15 protein-coding genes and 2 pseudogenes are annotated in these 19,850 nt (G+C 56.4%); 7 read left to right on the top strand and 10 right to left on the bottom strand.

What is annotated here, in order from left to right; all coding sequences use genetic code 11:
* Positions 1–16: 16 nt before the first annotated feature.
* From ABLV52_RS10490 to ABLV52_RS10500, 3 genes are all read right to left on the bottom strand, one after another.
* Positions 17–451, bottom strand: coding sequence for a protein-tyrosine-phosphatase (locus tag ABLV52_RS10490; protein WP_057109526.1), 435 nt, complete (start codon positions 449–451; stop codon positions 17–19).
* 1 nt (position 452) lies between these two features.
* The gene (locus ABLV52_RS10495) at positions 453–1,589 is read right to left on the bottom strand and encodes a polysaccharide export protein (protein ID WP_117132537.1); all 1,137 of its coding nucleotides are present in this window, start codon (positions 1,587–1,589) and stop codon (positions 453–455) included.
* 145 nt (positions 1,590–1,734) lie between these two features.
* Entirely contained in the window at positions 1,735–3,168 is a 1,434-nt protein-coding gene (locus ABLV52_RS10500) for a capsule assembly Wzi family protein (RefSeq protein ID WP_348890344.1), read from the bottom strand.
* Between the two features lie 287 nt (positions 3,169–3,455).
* On the opposite strand from ABLV52_RS10500, the pseudogene ABLV52_RS10505 reads away from it, so the two are divergent.
* A pseudogene (locus ABLV52_RS10505) lies at positions 3,456–3,582 on the top strand (hypothetical protein).
* Positions 3,583–4,123: 541 nt separating this feature from the next.
* Here the strand turns inward: ABLV52_RS10505 and ABLV52_RS10510 are convergent.
* The gene (locus ABLV52_RS10510; RefSeq protein WP_348890345.1) at positions 4,124–4,753 is read right to left on the bottom strand and encodes a phosphatase PAP2 family protein; all 630 of its coding nucleotides are present in this window, start codon (positions 4,751–4,753) and stop codon (positions 4,124–4,126) included.
* Between the two features lie 360 nt (positions 4,754–5,113).
* Positions 5,114–6,042, bottom strand: a pseudogene (galF, locus tag ABLV52_RS10515) (GalU regulator GalF).
* A gap of 757 nt (positions 6,043–6,799) precedes the next feature.
* Here galF and ABLV52_RS10520 point away from each other — a divergent pair.
* Positions 6,800–8,383, top strand: a complete 1,584-nt coding sequence (locus ABLV52_RS10520; protein ID WP_348890346.1) for a TerC family protein — start codon at positions 6,800–6,802, stop codon at positions 8,381–8,383.
* A gap of 231 nt (positions 8,384–8,614) precedes the next feature.
* Here ABLV52_RS10520 and asmA read toward each other — a convergent pair whose 3' ends face one another.
* The 4 genes from asmA to alkA form a co-directional block, all read right to left on the bottom strand.
* The gene (gene asmA / locus ABLV52_RS10525) at positions 8,615–10,462 is read right to left on the bottom strand and encodes an outer membrane assembly protein AsmA (RefSeq protein WP_101995039.1); all 1,848 of its coding nucleotides are present in this window, start codon (positions 10,460–10,462) and stop codon (positions 8,615–8,617) included.
* Positions 10,463–10,492: 30 nt separating this feature from the next.
* Positions 10,493–11,074 carry a dCTP deaminase gene (gene dcd / locus ABLV52_RS10530; protein ID WP_004151145.1) on the bottom strand — a complete coding sequence of 194 codons (582 nt, stop codon included), beginning with the start codon at positions 11,072–11,074 and terminating at the stop codon, positions 10,493–10,495.
* Between the two features lie 90 nt (positions 11,075–11,164).
* Positions 11,165–11,806: a uridine kinase gene (udk, locus tag ABLV52_RS10535; protein ID WP_002912442.1), complete on the bottom strand. Its 642-nt coding sequence runs from the start codon at positions 11,804–11,806 to the stop codon at positions 11,165–11,167.
* A gap of 114 nt (positions 11,807–11,920) precedes the next feature.
* Positions 11,921–12,769, bottom strand: a complete 849-nt coding sequence (alkA, locus tag ABLV52_RS10540) for a DNA-3-methyladenine glycosylase 2 (protein WP_348890347.1) — start codon at positions 12,767–12,769, stop codon at positions 11,921–11,923.
* Positions 12,770–12,906: 137 nt separating this feature from the next.
* Between alkA and yegD the strand changes: the two genes are divergently transcribed.
* The 5 genes from yegD to ABLV52_RS10565 all read left to right on the top strand — a co-directional run bounded on the left by yegD (position 12,907) and on the right by ABLV52_RS10565 (position 18,230).
* A complete protein-coding gene (yegD, locus tag ABLV52_RS10545) occupies positions 12,907–14,259 on the top strand; it encodes a molecular chaperone (protein WP_023290387.1) in 1,353 nt (450 codons plus the stop codon).
* Positions 14,260–14,548: 289 nt separating this feature from the next.
* Positions 14,549–16,405: a sensor histidine kinase gene (locus tag ABLV52_RS10550; RefSeq protein ID WP_348890359.1), complete on the top strand. Its 1,857-nt coding sequence runs from the start codon at positions 14,549–14,551 to the stop codon at positions 16,403–16,405.
* 14 nt (positions 16,406–16,419) lie between these two features.
* Complete coding sequence (locus ABLV52_RS10555) at positions 16,420–17,124, top strand: response regulator transcription factor (RefSeq protein ID WP_109547121.1); 705 nt, start codon at positions 16,420–16,422, stop codon at positions 17,122–17,124.
* A gap of 237 nt (positions 17,125–17,361) precedes the next feature.
* A complete protein-coding gene (locus tag ABLV52_RS10560; protein WP_032453469.1) occupies positions 17,362–17,502 on the top strand; it encodes a small membrane protein in 141 nt (46 codons plus the stop codon).
* 116 nt (positions 17,503–17,618) lie between these two features.
* Complete coding sequence (locus tag ABLV52_RS10565; RefSeq protein WP_348890348.1) at positions 17,619–18,230, top strand: transcriptional regulator; 612 nt, start codon at positions 17,619–17,621, stop codon at positions 18,228–18,230.
* A 274-nt stretch (positions 18,231–18,504) separates the two neighbouring features.
* Here the strand turns inward: ABLV52_RS10565 and ABLV52_RS10570 are convergent, their stop codons facing one another.
* The gene (locus tag ABLV52_RS10570) at positions 18,505–19,779 is read right to left on the bottom strand and encodes a dicarboxylate/amino acid:cation symporter (protein WP_032453470.1); all 1,275 of its coding nucleotides are present in this window, start codon (positions 19,777–19,779) and stop codon (positions 18,505–18,507) included.
* Positions 19,780–19,850 lie beyond the last annotated feature (71 nt).

The raw sequence follows: 19,850 nt of genomic DNA on the forward strand, positions 1-19,850 counted from the left end.
CATTAATTCCTAATGATTAAACGTCCAACTTTCTTACCCAAAGTTGACCCGCTTCTTCAATTAATTGGAAGACAGACTTGAAAGCTTCGTCGCTTTTTCGGTATGGATCAGGAATATCACGTTGATTTAGCCAATGACCAAAAAGCATTGTCTTACCTCTAGCCTCAGGTGATATTTGACCGATTTTTTCAAGATGATATTTTTCCATTACAAGAATCAAATCATATTGTCTACCTAAAGAGGACGTATATTGACGCCCTTTATGGTCCGCAAGTGAGATCCCATGTTCAGCTGCTACTTTTATAGCACTATAATCTGCCTCATGATCAACTAACGCACTAGTTCCAGCTGATTCTATCCTTTTATTAGGAAGCAGTTTTTGTAAATACCGTTCACCTATAGGAGAGCGGCATATATTACCCGTACATACCACTAATATAGACTCAAACATATTATGGCCAATCCTTAATAAATTTCGCAGTTTCCGTCATGTCATGAACACCAGTAATAGTCGGTACAAGCTGAGAAATTACGCGATTCCAACGTACCAAAGGAGCAGTCGTGACATAAACGATATCGTATGGCTGTAATTGAAATTCGGTTCCCAGTACCATTGCCGAAGCATCTTGCGCGTTAAGCTGATAGATATTAGCTATTTTACCTTGCTTATCACCCTTCAACTGACGAATGACAAATACACCAGTTGCGTCACTAAATGCCTGCGACATACCTTCGGCATTTCCTAAAGCTTCAGCTACAGTCATACCACTGCGGTCCATTTTTAAAGTGCTTTGTTTGCCCACTTCACCCATGACAAATACTTTCAAATCATCATTGCGTGGTACAAATAGTATATCCCCTGGATACAGTAAATGATTCTGGGTCAAGTCCCCCTTCTGCATTAATGCATACAATGAGACTTTTGTATCTTTACCGTTATGAGTTAATACAACATTTCGCCAATCGGCATCTGGAGCCAGCCCTCCAGCGTTATTAATCGCGTCCATAACTGTAAGCGGAATATTCGTTATTGGCTGCTGTCCAGATTTTGCAACTTCACCAGTAACATAGGCTTTTTGTGAACGAAATGCAGCAACACTAACATCCACCTGAGGACTTTCAATATAGGTGGTCAACCGGCTTGCGATATCCTGGCGTACCTGGCTCAGTGTTTTCCCCGCCACCTGCACCTTACCGATATATGGGTAGAAAATGGTGCCATCCGAGTTGACCCAGTTACCAGTGTCGCTGGCGCTACGGTATTGCCCTGCAGGCGTTGTCAGCTCCGGGTGATCCCAAACAGTAACCATCAATACATCGCCAACACCAATGCGATATTCATAACTGCGCAGTAAATTATCCAATTGTGGGTTTGGACGAGCAAGAACGGTCTCTGGGCGAAGCTGATCGATCAGCCCCGGAGTCATAGGATACACATTGACCAGTTTATCCAGATCGTAGTCACTGTCCGGAAGCTCAACCACATTCTTACGCAGGCTATTTAATCCTTGTCCTGGAATAATGGTACAACCCGATAAAAACCCAATTGCCAACGCTAATGCCGAAAATCTAACAAGTTTTTTCTTCATAATGTCACATCATCAGTAAAACAAGATTTGCCAATTCCTGAGCAGCTGTCATCGCCGTTGCTTCCGTGCCGGCTTTTGGAGAGAAAAAAGCTGACTGCATCCTGCAGCGCTACCACTCCCTCTCCCCTGTTTTCAGCATTCAGCCTTATAAACTAAACGGTATCTCTATCCCTGCACTGGCCCCAACGTCGTCGCTGTCACTGTTGTTAGCGTTGGTGTACCACAGGGAGGTATTCAGACGTACCGACTGATAAACGTCTCCACTCCAACCAAGCTGAACACCTTTAAGCGTGTCAGAATGAGGAAATGCTTTGTTAATTGTTTGCTCTTTAGGATTGACTTTGGCATAAACCAGACGTGTGCTCCAGCGTTGGTTATCCTCAGTAATCAGTTCAACCTTGCCAGCGAACAATTGACCATCCCCCCCCATCGCATCACCCAGCGGATACCCTTGTTGGTAGTAACCGTCTTTATAGATGTGGTGGGTATAGCTGTAATTGGTCCGGCTCATATTTGTACGCGTATCATGCGCTTCCAGGTACCAGTTTACGGCATCTTTTCCCCAGCCGTGGTGCCCTTCAATCCCGCCGAGGAACATATTTGCCGATGGCAGGTAACCAGCCTCATCTTCACCGATCATTTGCCCGTAGAAACTGACCGGCCAGCCGAGAGTTGGTTCGAGTTTAAATTTAAAATCAAATCCTGCCAGCTGGTTCCCCGGCTCATTATCGGTACCGGTATTATCCTGCCCAGTAAAACCATCCCAGAAGCTGCTAAAGGATTGCGGTCGCCCTTCCCCTCCCCACTGCATTATCCGCGATGCGCCTAATTCCAATGACTGGAACGGCGTAAAGGTGAAACGACCGCCGATAATTTTAGTGTGTGGGACAGCAGTGTACTGATTCATTTGGCTGGCAGAGATCTGGTACTGCCATGGGCCCACCCAGCGCAGCCACCATGTTTCCGGCGCCGCCTGCTCTGCCCGCTGCATCAGGAAGCCGGTCATCGGCCGCATGGCATCCCCGCGGATCAGGCTGCCTTCATACCCCGGACCCCACCACTGCGGCACCTGGCCAAAGGAGAGCCACTGGTTCCAGAATTTCACCGCGCCATAGGCGCCGTTGGCGTTGAAGCGCGATCCGTTGCTGATACGCTCTCCCCCTTCGACGTTGCCCTGGAGGTGGACATCCCACCACTCGCCGCTGTTATTGAACGCCAGACCTAACGAGTTATCTGCCGGCTGCGTCTGACCAAACCCCTGCGGGGTGCCCGGCTGGTCGGTCGAGGTGTAGCCGGTGACCCGGAAATCGGCTTTTAAAGCAGACAGTCTCTGGTTGATACGAGCCAGAACCACTTGCTCAGAAGAATAGGACGGTTTGGCCTTTTTTAGCGCCCGGGCGATCTCTTCCTGACTCAGCGGCCAAGTCGACAGGCTCAGATGGATGACCCCGCGATCGGAAAGCCAGGCAAGGTCGTTACGCAGATCGTTATCATTTACCACTAACCCGGCCGCGAAAGCCTGGGCTCCCAGTGAGGAAAGTAAACCCAGCGTCACGGCAATGCGCGCAATTTTTATCATTGTACAAGATCCATTTTCAGCCCCGCTGTCGTATCTCAATGAGAATGAGGGGAATAGCAAGATAGAAAGCGCTCGCGGCACCAGCTGACTTCACTGTGCAACACCGGCGAGGCAAGTACAGTTACCCTAAGCTGCTCGTAACCATTATCACATCCACCCAGCTCACAATGTAGGCGAATTTCACCCTACAGGCTATCGATGAGATGGGAAAATTAATGTCCAGGTGATATCAGCAGCCGCTCCTGACCAACTTCTGAGGATATCCGTGGAAAATGGATAGATAGCTGATGAGGGTATTCATCATGACAGGGTCGATTTTTACAGCAATTGAACAGGAGCTATTGTACAGCAGCAAACGGCTTCAGCGACGCTACCGCCCCTGGCTTAACAGCTACCAGCGCACTGACTACCTGAACGACTTATTTTATCGACCTGCGGATGAATAATTGGTCAGGCCTTTATTTTTGCGGCGTTAAGTCTACGGGATTTCGGTCACAATTGGGAGTCTTAGTGCCGAATATCTGCCAATTAATCCTATCCGCTGTTTTATTGGCGAAAAATAGGGGTTCGCCAATAAGATTATTTACTGCTCTCACCTATCGAACATCTACACGACATCACTGCGCCGACACATGCACAGCTAACCATCTGAAAAAAAGACATTTTTTCATGACAATTGTGTCATTCTAAAATCAGATGATGTCGTCATAGTCAACTACAATTTCTAATAGTTTCCAGTGTCTGGATATACATTAAATCTGCAAAAGGTACTTTCTTAACGCCTTTAAGAAACGTCTTATCACGGCTATATCCAGGCAAATATGCAATAGCAATGTAGTAGCACTTCATTATTTCATAAATATGAATTATCAATTGCCCGGCATATAGTAGATTATTTTCTTATTTGACTAATTAACCAGCGAAAACTTAATTTCCCCTGTAAAACAAATGGCAATTACCAGGCCTGCTTGTGCAGATCGTTGCGGGTAAAGGGCTTGTCCAACGGACCAATTGTAGTGGCGATCTGCCCCAGCAGGGACTGGGTCGGCGCTTTATTGCCGCTATGCAACAGGATAAGCGGGACCATCACCAAACATGCAAGTCCTCCCCAGGGAATATACATATATTCGGAATGATTAGTGCGCTTTTGTAGTAGTAAGAATAGTGCGCTGCCGGCAGCACCCAGCAGCAGGCCAGCGATCACTTCCGAGACGGAATGCGCATGGATGACCAGCCGTGAATACCCCACCACTGCGGCTAAAACATAGCCTGTGGCGACCGCTGCTCTTTGCACACCCGCGGAGAAACGGGCGCTAAGCAGCCCTAAGAAGATAGGCCAGAAGGCTGCGGAGAGCGCTGAGTGGCCGCTGAAGCCGGTGTAATCCAGCTCGCGAATACCCAGTCCCCAGCCCATAAAGGCCAGTTTGGAGGCGCAGACGATGGCGCCGGTGATGCCGAACAGCAAACTCCACTGCCACGCCAGCAACCGCGACGTTTTACGCAGCATCAGGACAATAAACAGCGCCGCTGCGCTGGGCAGCAAAACGGTGCTATCGCCAAAAAATGAGATGAGTTGCCAGTTCATATACCTGTGATCCTTCGATGATGTCCACTGCCGTGCTCAGGGATTATCCATAATGTCTGTACCAGCTCGCATGCCAATTCATTTCACATTTTTATGCATGCAAGTGAGATGTTTAAAGCGGAAACATGATCGCAGTCAAGTTTTATTTTTGGCTGACGTTGACCGCTTTCCCTGCACTTTAGGAATTGTCGCACTAAGTGACTATTCATAAAGCATTATTGCCGCTACTCCGACCATTGCACCACAGAGGCCAGAGACAAACTACCAGAAGTCTCCGAAGCCATACGTTTCTTTACAATCGTTATAACATTCACGTTATGAATAAATTCTGCATAACGTTATGAGCGGCAGGACGGATGTTCAGAGCCTGCCGCTCAGTCTCAGGCTGGCGCTCAGGCCAGCAGTTTTTTAATGCTTTCGCGGAATTTGGTGCCTTCTTTCAGGTTACGCATTCCGTAGGTGACGAAGGCCTGCATATAGCCCATTTTCTTACCGCAGTCATAGCTTTCACCAGTCATCAGCATCGCGTCGACGGACTGCTTCTTCGCCAGCTCGGCAATGGCGTCGGTCAGCTGGATACGCCCCCAGGCGCCCGGCTCGGTGCGCTCCAGTTCGGCCCAGATATCTGCCGACAGTACGTAGCGGCCCACCGCCATCAGGTCGGAGTCCAGAGTCTGCGGTTCGTCCGGTTTTTCAATAAACTCGACGATACGTGCGACCTGCCCTTCCGCCACCATCGGCTCTTTGGTCTGGATCACGGAGTATTCGGAGAGATCCCCCGGCATGCGTTTCGCCAGCACCTGGCTGCGGCCGGTCTCGTTAAAGCGGGCGACCATGGCGGCGAGGTTATAGCGCAGCGGGTCAGCGGTGCCGCCATCGAGAATGATATCCGGCAGCACCACCACAAACGGGTTATCCCCGACGACCGGGCGGGCGCAGAGGATGGAGTGACCCAGACCCAGCGGCTGCGCCTGGCGCACGTTCATGATGGTTACGCCCGGCGGGCAAATGGCCTGGACTTCCGCCAACAGCTGGCGCTTCACGCGTTGCTCAAGCAGGGCTTCCAGCTCGTAGGAGGTATCAAAGTGGTTTTCCACCGCGTTCTTCGAGGAGTGCGTCACCAGAACAATCTCTTTGATCCCGGCGGCGACGATTTCGTCAACAATGTACTGAATCATTGGCTTATCAACGATCGGCAGCATCTCCTTTGGAATTGCCTTTGTGGCCGGCAGCATATGCATGCCTAGTCCTGCGACCGGAATAACCGCTTTCAAATTCGCCATATTCATCTTCACCTGTTTGGTTGCAAAACACACGGTTTTGCAAAATTGTACATGTCACAAATCCATTGAAACTGATAATACACGGATACTGCCCGGGCATCTGCCCGCCAAATTCTTAAATTCACTGTCACGTAAAAGAATACACATAACTCCCTTTTACCAACAGTTAGAAGTGAGAATAATCTTATTCTCGATCAGGTTATTCAGCGGCGCGTTTCTCTGCGCCGTGCAAAGTGGCCGAAATCCCCGTCCACAGGGCGCGCCAGCACGCCAGGGCTGCCGTGCCGCACCTATGCCCGCAAAGAATAGGTATAGATAATAAATTTATCCATGCAATATATTTCAGCATTTACCGCTGGACAGGTCGCTATACAAGCCATAATCGGCGGAATAAAACCAGGAGCCGCCCTATTCTGCGCCCCCTTTATGAGCTGAATTATGCCGATTTTGCGAGGAATTTCGCTCTTCCCCCATGGCGTGGGCATCACCTCTCGCTGCGATGAGCGGTGGCACAGCGCCGCTTTTGCGCCCTGGCGGAAACCCAGCGGCAGACGTTCTGATATTGGCCCGCTTATTCCAGACAACCGCCATAGTGTTATTTTTTCACTGTTCTTTACCGGAACATAATTCTTATCGGTTCGCTTAATCTGCTGGAAATATATCCACCCATGGCAGGGCGTTATCCGCGTCGTTATTGCATTTTATACCCATCTTATCCATGATCGGGGTAACACATACCGCAGTCGTACAGGTTTTAATACATATGGAATGGATTGCCGATCCGTCAATCTGGGCAGGTCTCGTCACGCTGGTGGTTATCGAACTGGTGTTGGGTATCGATAACCTGGTTTTCATCGCTATCCTCGCCGAAAAGCTGCCGCCCGCCCAGCGCGACCGCGCTCGTATCACCGGTCTGCTGCTGGCAATGGTCATGCGTCTGCTGCTGCTGGCCTCTATCTCCTGGCTGGTGACCCTGACCAAACCGCTGATTGTTTTTCACGACTTCAGCTTCAGCGCCCGCGATTTAATTATGCTGTTCGGCGGCTTATTCCTGCTGTTTAAAGCTACAGTCGAACTCAACGAACGGCTGGAGGGGAAGGACAGCGATAATCCCACCCAGCGCAGAGGGGCGAAATTCTGGGCCGTGGTGGCGCAGATCGTGGTGCTCGACGCTATCTTCTCGCTCGACTCGGTGATCACCGCGGTCGGCATGGTCGACCACCTGGCGGTGATGATGGCCGCGGTGATCATCGCCATCAGCCTGATGCTGATGGCCAGCAAGGCGCTGACGCGCTTCGTTAACAGCCACCCGACCATTGTCATCCTCTGTCTGAGCTTCCTGCTGATGATCGGCTTCAGTCTGATTGCTGAAGGCTTCAGCTTTATTATCCCGAAAGGCTATTTATATGCGGCAATTGGCTTCTCGGTGATGATTGAAGCCCTTAACCAGCTGGCGCTGTTTAACCGCCGTCGCTTTCTCTCCGCCAATATGACGCTGCGTCAGCGCACTACCGAGGCGGTAATGAATCTTTTGAGCGGGCAGAAAGAAAAAGCTGAACTGGATGCTGACACGGCGTCGCTGGTCGCCGATCAGGATCATCATCCGCTGTTTAATCCGCAGGAACGGTTGATGATTGAGCGGGTGCTGAACCTGAATCAGCGCACCGTCAGCAGTATTATGACCTCCCGCCATGATATCGAGCGCATCGATCTCAGCGCGCCGGAGGAAGAGATCCGCAGCCTGGTGGAAAAAAATCAGCACACCCGCCTGGTGGTCACCGGCGGAAAGGATAATGAAGACCTGCTGGGGGTGGTGCATGTTATCGACCTGCTCCAGCAGTCCCTGCGCCAGGAGCCGCTGGATCTGCAGGCGCTGGTGCGCCAGCCGCTGGTCTTTCCGGAGGGGTTACCGCTCCTCTCCGCCCTTGAGCAGTTTCGTCAGGCCCGTACCCATTTTGCCTTTGTGGTGGATGAGTTTGGCTCCGTCGAGGGGATTGTGACCCTGAGCGACGTGATGGAGACCATTGCCGGCAATCTGCCCAACGAGGTGGAGGAGATCGACGCCCGGCACGATATTCAGCACCATCCGGACGGTTCGTGGACGGTTAACGGCCATATGCCGCTGGAGGATCTGGTGCAGTATGTTCCGCTGCCGCTGGATGATAAACGTGAGTACCACACTGTTGCCGGTCTGCTGATGGAGTATCTGCAGCATGTGCCGCAGGTGGGAGAAACCATTGAGATTGACGGTTATACCCTACGCACGCTGCAGGTCGACAGCCATCGGGTGCAAAAGGTGCAGATCGTTCCGCCGGCAAAGCAGGATGAGCTGGATTATGAGGTGTAATCGTCAGGCATAAAACGGCCCGGGGTATCCCGGGCGGTGAGACGGCTAATCAAACCCATGCCTGATGGCGCTTCGCTTATCAGGCCTATGGGATGGCGACACAAACCGGGGGATTCCCCCTACCGCACAACCCAGGCGGGGTCAGGCGTAGCCGCCGCCCGGCATCAATGTGACATCACACTTTGACGACACGCTCACAGCCCGGTAGTCCCGGGCTGCTGGTCTGGACGATTACAGCTTATCGAGCAGCTTTTTAGCGTCTTTGCTCTCTTTGCTGCCTTTATTACGTTCGACCCAGTCGTTGAGGCGCTGCTTCGCTTCATCCTGCAGCTGTTTACGCAGGATCTGGTCCACCTGCAGGCTGTAGCTCAGCGACTGCCAGTCGCCGTAGATGCGCAGCGGGATGGCGGTCTGCTTCAGGCGGTCGATAAGCTTGCCCTCACCTTTCCAGCCGCCGAGCACGCGCACGTTAAAGCGCATATCGCAGTTCTCTTTCTGCAGATCGAGCTGTCCTTCGCCGGTCATCGCCATCACGTCGGACTGCCCCTGCACGCGGTTCAGCGTCACCAGCCCGTTATCCAGCGTCAGCTGGCTGCTCACGGCATCCAGCCGGGTGGCGTTGTCGTAATTTTCCTGTGCCCGGACGTTGGTGCTGCGCTCCACGGCCTGCTGCACCAGCTGCTGGAAGTTAAGCCCTTCGGTACGGGTATCCGTCATCTGGATCTGCGCCTGGCCCTGCCAGCGACGGCGGAAATCATCCGCGTCAATGCGCGCTCCGGAAAACTCGCCGGTCAGCGACAGCTTGCCGGTCAGGCTTAAGGAATAGTTGAAGGCTTTGATCAGCGAACCGATCTCCACGTTCTGCAGCGCCGGCTGGAACGTCGCCTGCGGCGTGTCGCCGCGGGCATCAAGGGTGCCGGGGAGGGAAAGCTGGCCGCCGTCGAGATTACCCTGCATTTTGCTGACCGTCAGCAGCCCCTGCTGATTGCTGATCTCGCTCTGCACCTGGGTGAAGTTCAGGCCGCGCCACTGCAGCTGGTCGGCGCTCAGGGCCATCCGGCCGGTAAAGCCGCGCAGGCTCTGGTAATCTTCGCGCTCATCGCTGTCGGCGATCACCGGACGCAGCGGGCGCGTCTGGCTCTGGCCCTGCTGGCTGGCGCTGCTGTCGGTCGCCGGCGAAGAGGACGCCAGCAGACTGTCGAGATTCAGGGTGGTGGCGTGCAGATCCAATGACCAGTCCGGGCGCTCTCCCAGCACCACGCTGCCGTTGCCGGTGAGGGTGCTGCCGCTGGCCATCAGGTTCAGATTATCAAAGCGCAGGGTCTTGCTATCTTCCTGCCAGCTGGCCTGCAGGCTCCCCTGACCATTGATGCCGTCGGGGGGCAGCTCGGCGCCGCGCAGCTGCCAGCTGAGCTGGCTAAAGTCGGCTTTTAACGAATGCGGATAGTCGCCGCCCTGCACGGTGGCGGAGAAGTTCAGCGCCAGGTCGCGCTGGTCGCGGTTGACGCGGCCGGAGAAATCGACGGTGGCCCGGTGGTTCTCATCCTGCTCCATCTGCAGGCGGATATCGCGCACCGTCACCTGCTCGCCGTTTTCATGCTGGAAGAAGAGCACGCTGTCGGCCACCTGCAGCTGGCGCACGTCGTAGGACCATCCGCGGTCCTCCGGGGCCAGCGGCAGGGTGTTGTCATGCGGCACCACCGGCGCCGCGCTGTCGCGAACCGCCTCGGTTTTCGGGGTCAGCTGGATCACCGCCCCCTTGAGCATCACCTGCTTCACCTGCAGCTGGTGCGAAAGCAGCGGCAGCAGCGCCACGTCGAGGCGCATGTTGTCGGCGCGGATCACCGGCTCTTCAGCGCCTCTGGCGGTCAGCGTCATGCGCCCGCTGAGAATGCTGAGCTGCGGCCAGACGTGCCAGCGCAGCGGGCCATCGAGTTCAAGCTGATAACCGCTGCGCTCTGCCACCTCATGCACCATATAGGCGCGAAAATCGTTGGGATTGACCAGCAATACCAACGAGGTAAGCCCGGCGACAATGACCGCCAGCAGGATCATCAGCGTTGTCAGTATTCGTCTCATGGCACCCTCAGCAACACCCCGTTGACGTTATCAATCCTTGTCGATTCGGCTCGCCACCGCGCCCTGCTGGTCGCGATATTTGGCGTCTTCACGGCGGTTATATGGCCGGGCCGCCGGGCCCGATAATGGTTCAAAGCTCAGCGCGCCGATGGGCATCCCCGGGCGCAGCGCCAGCGGCAGCTTGCCGGAGTTGTAGAATTCCAGCACGATGCAGCCGGACCAGCCCGGGTCGATGCGGTGCGCGGTCACGTGCACCATCAGCCCCAGGCGCGCCAGCGAGGAGCGCCCGTCAAGCCAGCCCACCAGGTCGGCAGGCAGGGTGACCGACTCATAGGTCACCGCCAGCGCCAGTTCGCCCGGATGCAGGAAAAAGGCCTCCCCTTCCGGCAGAACGATCTCTTCGCTCATCACGCGGTCCAGCGCGGCGCTCACCTCCGCCTTCGGGCCGCTTAAATCGATAAACGGCGCCGTGTGGCCGCGGAAGGTGCGGAATTTATTACCCAGCCGTACATCAACCGTCGCGCCATTAATACGCTCAACGGGCGGGCGCGGATTGATGGCCAGTCGCCCTTCATCCAACCAGGCTTCAATATCTCGGTCACACAGACGCATGGGCTTTCTCCTTATAAGGCTGCTTCCCGCACGCTTCGCGGCGGAGAGGGCAACAGGGCTACTCTTTGCACGTTACACAATTCGGCCAGGTTATTCAAAGAACTGACTGATTTTGGCCTTCAGAATATCAATCGCGATGCGGTTTTTGCCGCCACGCGGCACGATGATGTCGGCATACTGCTTCGACGGCTCAATAAACTGCAGGAACATCGGACGCACGGTCTTCTGATACTGGGCCATCACCGAGTCCATGGAGCGGCCGCGCTCGTTAACGTCGCGCTTAATGCGGCGCATCAGGCAAATATCGAGCGGGGTGTCGACGAAAATAGAGAAGTTGAGCTCGTTACGCAGGCGCGCATCGGTCAGCAGCAGGATCCCTTCGAGAATAATCACCTTCTTCGGCTCGACGTGAATGGTGTTCGGCGTGCGGGTATGCTCGACGTAGCTGTAGACCGGCAGTTCAATCGGCTGGCCGCTTTTCAGCATCTGCAGGTGCTGGAACAACAGACTGTGGTCCATTGAGCTCGGGTGGTCATAGTTAGTTTTGACGCGCTCTTCCATCGACAGATGGCTTTGATCTTTGTAATAGCTGTCTTCCGGAATGACGCCAATATGTTCGTCGCCAACTTGTTCACGCAATTCGCGATAGAGAGTACTGGCAATAAGACTTTTGCCAGAAGCCGATGCGCCGGCGATGCCTACAATGACGCACTGATGGGACATATCAGTCATAAATTTTTGCGACCTGATTAACCTGGATAGAGATGGAGGGTGGCGGCGGACCGCCAAACGCGGCAATTATAGGGATTTCAGCGCCCCGATACCAGTGGTATGCGCCCCGGACGGCTATTCCGCCGCCGGCGCCCAGTCATCGGTATACCAGATATGCAACAGCGCATAAGATCGCATCGGCTGCCAGCGGCGAGCATAGCGGGCGATGGCGGCCGGGGTCATTCCCGGAAAGCGCTGTTTAATCAGGTAGTCGTCCGGCAAAAAGATATCCTTCGCCTGCCAGCCGCGCAGGGCAAAATAACTGGCCGTCCAGCGGCCAATCCCGGGCAAAGTCTGCAATTGACGCAGCCCGGCGTCGATATCCGCCGGCGCGGTCAGGGGCAGCTCGCCGCTGAGCGCCGCCCGGGCGAGGTGGATCAGCGCCTCCGCGCGGCGAAGCGGCATCCCCAGCGCCTTCAGCGCCTGCGGATCGGCCCGGGAAAGCGCCTCCGGCGTGGGGAATAGAACATAGCCGGGGGCGTCCGCCAGCGGTTCGCCCCAGCCGGCCGCCACTTTGGCGGTGAGCCGGGCGGCCATCGCCACGCTCACCAGCTGGCCGAGCACCGCGCGCACCGCCTGTTCGAAAGCGTCCAGCGCCCCGGGCAGGCGCAGCCCCGGCCGCGCCTGCGCCAGGTCGCCCAGCGTGCGAGCGACCTGCTGCGGGTCGCAGGTCAGATCAAACAGCTGGCCAATTCGCGCATAGCAGATCTCCGCCACCGGCTGCAGCCCCGGGGAGAGCGTCACCCGCAGGCCCTGCGCCTCCTCGTCCGGCGCCAGATGAATCAGCCCGCCGTGGCCTGCTACGCGAAAGCTGCGGCTGAAGCCTCCGTCATGAAAACGCTCGACGCCGGCGACTGCGCGCGCCTGCAGAAAACCAACCATCCACCCCCAGTCGTAGGGCGGGGTCCAGGGTAACAGCACCATAAGCTCTCCTTTATATAGCGTTTCAATGATAGTCGCCCTTCACCGTCAGCGCCTTGCTTTTAAATTCCGGTTGTCGGCATGACGGCGATCCGCTAAAGTCGCCCCCCTTCTTCACCGGCATGGGGATTTTGCAGACGATGTTTATTGGTTTTGACTACGGCACCGCCAACTGTTCGGTGGCCGTGATGCGGGAAAACAAGCCCCAGCTGTTGACGCTGGAAAACGGCAGCGCGCTGCTGCCCTCCATGCTCTGCGCGCCGACGCGCGAAGCGGTCAGCGAGTGGCTCTATCGCCATCACGAGGTGCCGACCCACAGCGACGAAAACCAGGCGCTACTGCGCCGGGCCATCGCCGCCAACCGCGACGAAGACATTGAGGTGCTGCGCAACAGCGTGCAGTTCGGCCTCGCCTCCCTGCATCAGTATGTTGAAGATCCGGAAGAGGTCTACTTCGTCAAATCGCCAAAGTCCTTCCTCGGCGCCAGCGGCCTCAAGCCGCAGCAGGTGGCCCTGTTTGAAGACCTGGTCTGCGCCATGATGTTGCACATCAAGCTGCAGGCGGAAAGCCAGCTGCCCGAGCAGATCGACCAGGCGGTGATAGGCCGGCCGATCAACTTCCAGGGCCTCGGCGGCGACGAAGCCAACGCCCAGGCGCAGGGGATCCTTGAGCGGGCCGCACTTCGCGCCGGTTTCCGCGATGTGGTCTTCCAGTTTGAACCGGTGGCCGCCGGGCTGGATTTCGAAGCCACCCTCAGTGAAGAGAAGCGGGTGCTGGTCGTCGATATCGGCGGCGGGACCACCGACTGCTCCCTGCTGCTGATGGGCCCGCAGTGGCGGGAGCGCGCCGACCGCCAGCAGAGCCTGCTCGGCCACAGCGGCTGCCGCATCGGCGGTAACGACCTCGATATTGCCCTGGCCTTCAAATGCCTGATGCCCCTGCTCGGCATGGGTGGCGAAACGGAGAAAGGCACCGCGCTGCCGATCCTTCCGTGGTGGAACGCGGTGGCGATCAACGACGTCCCGGCGCAGAGCGACTTCTACAGCACCGCCAATGGCCGTCTGCTTAACGACCTGCTGCGCAGCGCCCGGGATGCCGATAAAGTGGCCCTGCTGCTGAAGGTCTGGCGTCAGCGCCTGAGCTATCGCCTGGTGCGCAGCGCCGAAGAGAGCAAAATCGCCCTCTCCAGCGCGGACAGCGTCGAGACCGCGCTGCCGTTTATTCAGGACGAGCTGGCCACCGCCATCGCCCGGCAGGGGCTGGAAGCGGCGCTGGATCAGCCGCTGAGCCGCATTATGGAACAGGTGCAGCTTGCCCTCGACAGCAGCCAGACCACCCCGGACGTGATCTATCTGACCGGCGGTAGCGCCCGCTCACCGCTGATCAAAAAGGCGCTGGCGGCCAAGCTCCCGGGTATTCCGCTGGCCGGTGGCGATGATTTTGGCTCAGTAACCGCCGGGCTGGCCCGCTGGGCGCAGGTGGTTTTCCGCTAGCCCTTGCCCGGCGCTGCCGCGCAGCAGGTCTGTCCTGATCGCGGCGCTGCAGATTACGCTGGAATATTCCTGGTCTCCCACGCAAAATGGCCTGTTCGTCCGGACAGGCCTGTCCACTTTCCTCCGCTTCCGGGGGCGTATTATCCATACCGTAGCCAGTCGTCTGCGGTCAGTAATCTTTGCATGCCGCAAGGGGGCGTGATTGAAAAGGGTGTCTGCGATCTTCGCAGCGGTCCGGCGTTGCCGGCCGCGGTTCCTGGCAGGCTGGCTGGTCAGCTGCGGATTGCTCTTGCTGCTGATCGCCCCGCAGGCGCAGTCGGCGCCCCGACAACTGGGAACAGATATCCCCGTCGAATGGTACGCGGACGACAGCGGCCAGATGACCATCGATCGCTTTGCCGACCTGCCCGTGGACCAGCTCGCCACCACCCGGCAAATCCCCTCCTTCGGCTATTCACGCAAAACCCTGTGGCTGCGCAGCGAGCTGCCGGGTGATTGGTTTGCCGGCGAGTCGCGCTGGCTGCAGATTGGTCCCTCTTTCGTCGACCACCTGACTCTCTATTACCGGCCACTGGGCAGCGACGCGCCGTGGACCGCGCGGACCTTTGGCGACCGTGACCTGGCCCGGGAGAGCGATCTCCACTATCGGGAAAGCGTGCTGATCCTCCCTCCGCCGCCCACCGCCGCCGGCTATGAGATGGTCTTTCGCCTGCAGAGCACCAGCACCCTGATCCTGCTGGCCTCCCTCTCTTCTCCGCAGGCCTATCTGCAGCGGGCCACCGCCGATACCGCCTTCTGGAGCTTCTATTTTGGCCTCGCGGCGGTCGCCACCGGCGTGGCGCTATGGCTGGCCCTGGCCCTGCGCCGGCGTCTGCTGTGGGGCATCTGCTTCTTCTCGCTCAATTATCCGCTGGTAGCCGCCCTGCACGGCTTCCCGGAGTGGTTCTTCGGCCGCGCCGCGCTGCCCTTCCAGGACTTTATGATCAGCAGCCTCTCCCTGTTCAGCTATGCCACCGCCCTGTGGCTGCACAGCGAGATATTTGATTTGAAGAAAAATATGCCGCGGCTTTACCGGCTGCTGATCGCCGCCGTGGCGCTCAACCTGCTGCTGCAGGTCAGCATTCCGCTGGGGTTTTACGGCCTCGCCATGCAGATTGAAGGGGTGATCTTTATCATTATCACTCCGGTGCTGCTGTTCACCTCCTGGTGGCTGTGGCGCAAAAAAGCTATCGACCGCAACACCCTCCTGCTGGGGCTCCTGCCGCCGTTCTATGTCGCCGCCGCGGTGCTGGTGCAGCTGTCGATCCACGGTATTATCCCGTTTCATATGGCGATCTATTCCCTCTGGCAGTATGCGCTGATCGTCCACATCATTACGGTGCTGATCATTGCCATCCTGCGGGTACGGGCTGAAAACCGCCAGCTGGAGCAGAAGCAGCGCCTGGCGCGCGAGCTGCAGATCGAGCGCGAGGCCAGCTTCCACCAGCGGCAGTTTATGGGCATGGTGGCGCATGAATTCCGCACCCCGCTGGCGGTGATCCAGGCCGCGCTGGAGAATCTCCGCCTCTCGGCGGCGTCGGACAGCCAGGAGGCGCGCTTCGATCGCATCGGCCGCGCCGCCACCCGTCTGGTGCAGCTCACCGATAACTGCCTCGCCGACGCCCGCCTCGCTTCCCACGATCTGCACGTCGACCGCCAGCAGACCGCCCTGCTGACGGTGATCACTATGGCGGCCTCGGTAGTGGCTATCTCCCATGACCATTACCTGAACATTCGCCATCACGGCGCGGTGGAAAGCCCGCAGCTACAGGCCGACGCCGGCCTGCTGTGCATCGCCATCGCCAACCTGCTGGATAACGCGGTCAAGTATTCGCCGCCGGGCGAAATCACCATCGATATTCACGCCGATGCCGGACAAACAGAGCTGCGCATTCGCGACTACGGTCCTGGCCTCCCCGCCGGGCAGGCGGAACTGATCTTTGAGCGCTATCGGCGCGGAGAACATACATCGCCAGTGCCGGGCGGCACCGGTCTCGGACTGTATGTTGCGCGCCAGATCGTGCAGGCTCATGATGGCAAACTGTGGCTGGCCGAGCATGGCCCGGACGGCTGCACCTTTATTCTCACCCTCCCCACGGTTGCTTAAGAGGAGAACGACGCATGGCTTTACGGCTGGCGATAATTGAAGATAACCCCGATCTGCTGGATGAACTGCTGGCCTGGCTGGGCTATCGCGGCTTCGAGGTCTGGGGGACGTGCAGCGCCGAAGCCTTCTGGCGGCAGCTGCACAGCCATCCGGTGGACATCGTGCTGATAGATATCGGTCTGCCCGGCGAGGATGGCTTCAGCGTGCTGAGCTACCTGCATGAGCTGGGCCACTACGGTCTGGTGGTGGTCAGCGCCCGCGGCCAGCAGCAGGATAAACTGCAGGCGCTGAGCCTCGGGGCGGATGCTTACCTGATCAAGCCGGTTAACTTCGCCCACCTCGCGGAGACCCTGACCGCCCTCGGCGCCCGCCTGCGGCAGGATCGCCCGGCGGCCTCCCCGCCGCCGGAGACGGCCAGCGCCGTCTCTCCCCCCGCCACCGGGCTGTGGCGTCTGCACGAAGATAAACTGATCTCACCCGACGCCCGGACGCTGGAGTTAACCCAGCAGGAATATCGCCTGGTGGAACTCTTAATGCGCAATCGCAACGAAGTGTGCAGCAAGCTGGATCTCCATGCCTGCCTGTTCGCCCATGAAAGCGAGCCTGACCTGCACCGCATCGACGTGGTGGTTAGCCGCCTGCGCCACAAGGCTCGCCAGCAGGGGATCCACCTGCCCGTACGCGCCATCTTTGGCAAGGGGCTGGCCTTTATCTCCTGATGGACGGGGCATGTCGGCGGCCGTGCTGGATATGAATGACTCGCAAGTGTTAATTTTTCTCATTTTCTGAGAGAAATGAGAGGAATGAGACTGACGATGACCTTAAGAACTTTCTTATAGTGCTACCACATAAGGATGATGACGTATGATTTTCAGCGGACAGAAAAACATATAACAAAACGTATTAGCCGTTCGCGGCAAATTATGACACCATGCAACACAACCAAGGTAAAAACGATGGCCATGCAAACGTGGTTAGTTTTATTGCTATGCATTTTTTTCTTCAGCATCTCTGTATACAGTTTTATTTCCTATCTGAAAGACAGGAAACGGGTAAAATTTACCTTTAACGATAAGCGTTCGACGCGTCGTAAATAATTCACTTTAGAATAATAAAAACATATTGCAGGTACTTTAATACAGTCAACACACCGCATACGCCCGGAGGATGTGTCACAGCATGGCGTTATGTTTTTGCGTAAGGAAATAACGCCATGAGAAACATTAATGTCACCATCAATACCCGTAACACCTTTGTCCGTGAATCGCTGGTCGCCATGGTCAATGACCTCACCCGGGGCGATCAGCGGGCACGCTTTTCCTGGCGGAATAATGACCTGTCAGGGGAAGACATCATCATTTGCGAAGTGATCCCCGGCGAAATCTACCTGTGCAATACGCTGATTAAAAACAGGAAAAAAGGCAGTTCGCTGATTATCCTCCACAGCTACGACCAGCTGCCGGAAGAGGATTTCATGATTAACTGCCTGAAAGGGGTCATTTTTGTCTCGCTCAAGACGGCCAGTATTCCGCAACTGCTGACGATTATTAAAAGCGAGCTCCAGCATTGTATGGCGCCTTCGGCCACCGACGACGCGGGCCGGGAGCTCAGCTGCGCCTGCTGCCCGCATCGCGTGCTGTCGCGCTCCCAGACCGCCGTGGTGCACGGTATTCTCGAAGGTCTCGATATGAGTAAAATCGCCGCCCTGCAGCGCGTCAGCCCCCGCACCGCCGCTTATCATAAGAATAAGATTATGGAAAAATACAGCCTGAATAATAACCACGACTTTTTCCAGTTTATGAATCTGTTACGTGAGCGCTGGTAGGCAAATAGCGTGCAGAAGAAAATAAGATTTTCACCTGGCTATATTGTCGGAAATCTGAAAATAGCCGCTGAATGCTAAAAAAGCGCCAGCGCTGCCAGACATAACGTTAAACTCTGACGCTTCCTCGGTATAAAGACGTTACCGCGCGCCTTTATATAAGAAAAAAGACTATTTACGAGGAAAACTGATACTTCGTCACATTGCCCCTGACGTGCCTGTCAGGGGTCTTTTTTTCCATGTGGAATGGCGCCCTCTGCGCGAGGGCGCGGCAGGATCAGGCTTCCACTTTCTCCGCTTCCCAGTCCGGCTGCGCTTCCTCGTCGGTGAGCAGACCTTCATTTTTCGACAGCATGGCGGTGGCGATGCCATTGCCCAGCACGTTGATGGCGGAGCGACCCATATCGAGGAAGTGGTCGATGCCCATCAGCAGCAGGATCCCGGCAACCGGAATATGGAAGCTGGGAATGGTGGCCGCCAGCACCACCAGCGCCGAGCGCGGCACCCCGGCGATGCCTTTTGAGGCCAGCATCAGGGTCAGCATCATGACCGTCATCTCGCTGAAGCTCAGCGACACGTTATAGGCCTGAGCGATAAACATCGCGGCGAAGGAGCAGTAAACCATCGAGCCGACGAGGTTAAATGAGTAACCAATCGGCAGGACGAACGAGACGATATTTCGCGAACAGCCAAACTTCACCAGCCGCTCGAGGGTCTTCGGATAGGCCGCTTCCGAGCTGCTGGTGGTAAAAGCCACCAGCACCGGATCTTTCAGCATGTTCAGCAGGCGGAAGACCTCTTTCTTGAGCACCATATAGCCGACGGCAATCAGCACCGCGCTGGTCAGCAGCACCGCCAGGTAATAACCGCCAATGAACGAAGCGTAGTTGAGCAAAATTCCCAGCCCCTGCGAGGCAATCACCGACGAGATGGCGGCGAAGATGGCCAGCGGCGCAACGTACATCACATAGCCCGTCACCTTCAGCATAATGTGCGACACCACGTTAAGAGCCGCCACCAGCGGCGCATTAAACTTCTCCCCCAGCGACGCGCCGGCGATGCCAAAGAACATCGAGAACACCACGATCTGCAGGATCTCGTTGTTGGCCATCGCCTCGGTGATGCTGGTGGGTATGGTATGCGACAGGAACCCTTTCAGGGTCATGCCGCTGACCGCCAGGCCGGTATCCACCGCCTCTTTCGGTACCGTCAGGTTTAGCCCGGCGCCCGGGTGCTGGAAGGTGACGATCACCAGCCCGACGAGAATGGACAATACCGACGAGGTGATAAACCACACCATCGCCTTACCGCCCACCCGGCCAATGGTCGCCGTCTCGCCGAGGCGCATAATACCGACCGTCAGGGTGCTGAACACCAACGGCGCGATGACCATTTTGATTAAGCGCAGAAACAGATCGGTCAGCAGCGTGATGTTGTCTGCCCATGCGGAGATGGTGGTCGGCGTCGCGTAGGCATGGATAGCCGCGCCGGAGAGGATCCCCATCAGCATAAAAATGACGATGAAGAGCGTGAGTTTGTTTGCGTTTGCCACAGCAATGACCCCTGATTATTCAACACGTTGATTTTTAAGTGCATATTTTATTATTATGGAAATGCACTGAT

It is taken from the genome of Klebsiella sp. GB_Kp056 (genome assembly GCF_040064755.1).
In the GTDB taxonomy this organism is placed as follows: Bacteria; Pseudomonadota; Gammaproteobacteria; order Enterobacterales; family Enterobacteriaceae; genus Klebsiella; species Klebsiella quasipneumoniae.

Bases quoted from the DNA above. Each gene is read 5' to 3' on its own strand.
- dcd (WP_004151145.1), bottom strand. From the start codon at position 11,074: ATGCGTCTGTGTGACCGAGATATTGAAGCCTGGTTGGATGAAGGGCGA.
- ABLV52_RS10495 (WP_117132537.1), bottom strand. From the start codon at position 1,589: ATGAAGAAAAAACTTGTTAGATTTTCGGCATTAGCGTTGGCAATTGGG.
- ABLV52_RS10560 (WP_032453469.1), top strand. From the start codon at position 17,362: ATGGCCATGCAAACGTGGTTAGTTTTATTGCTATGCATTTTTTTCTTC.
- yegD (WP_023290387.1), top strand. From the start codon at position 12,907: ATGTTTATTGGTTTTGACTACGGCACCGCCAACTGTTCGGTGGCCGTG.
- ABLV52_RS10565 (WP_348890348.1), top strand. From the start codon at position 17,619: ATGAGAAACATTAATGTCACCATCAATACCCGTAACACCTTTGTCCGT.
- udk (WP_002912442.1), bottom strand. From the start codon at position 11,806: ATGACTGATATGTCCCATCAGTGCGTCATTGTAGGCATCGCCGGCGCA.
- ABLV52_RS10490 (WP_057109526.1), bottom strand. From the start codon at position 451: ATGTTTGAGTCTATATTAGTGGTATGTACGGGTAATATATGCCGCTCT.
- alkA (WP_348890347.1), bottom strand. From the start codon at position 12,769: ATGGTGCTGTTACCCTGGACCCCGCCCTACGACTGGGGGTGGATGGTT.
- ABLV52_RS10520 (WP_348890346.1), top strand. From the start codon at position 6,800: ATGGAATGGATTGCCGATCCGTCAATCTGGGCAGGTCTCGTCACGCTG.
- ABLV52_RS10500 (WP_348890344.1), bottom strand. From the start codon at position 3,168: ATGATAAAAATTGCGCGCATTGCCGTGACGCTGGGTTTACTTTCCTCA.
- ABLV52_RS10510 (WP_348890345.1), bottom strand. From the start codon at position 4,753: ATGAACTGGCAACTCATCTCATTTTTTGGCGATAGCACCGTTTTGCTG.
- asmA (WP_101995039.1), bottom strand. From the start codon at position 10,462: ATGAGACGAATACTGACAACGCTGATGATCCTGCTGGCGGTCATTGTC.
- ABLV52_RS10555 (WP_109547121.1), top strand. From the start codon at position 16,420: ATGGCTTTACGGCTGGCGATAATTGAAGATAACCCCGATCTGCTGGAT.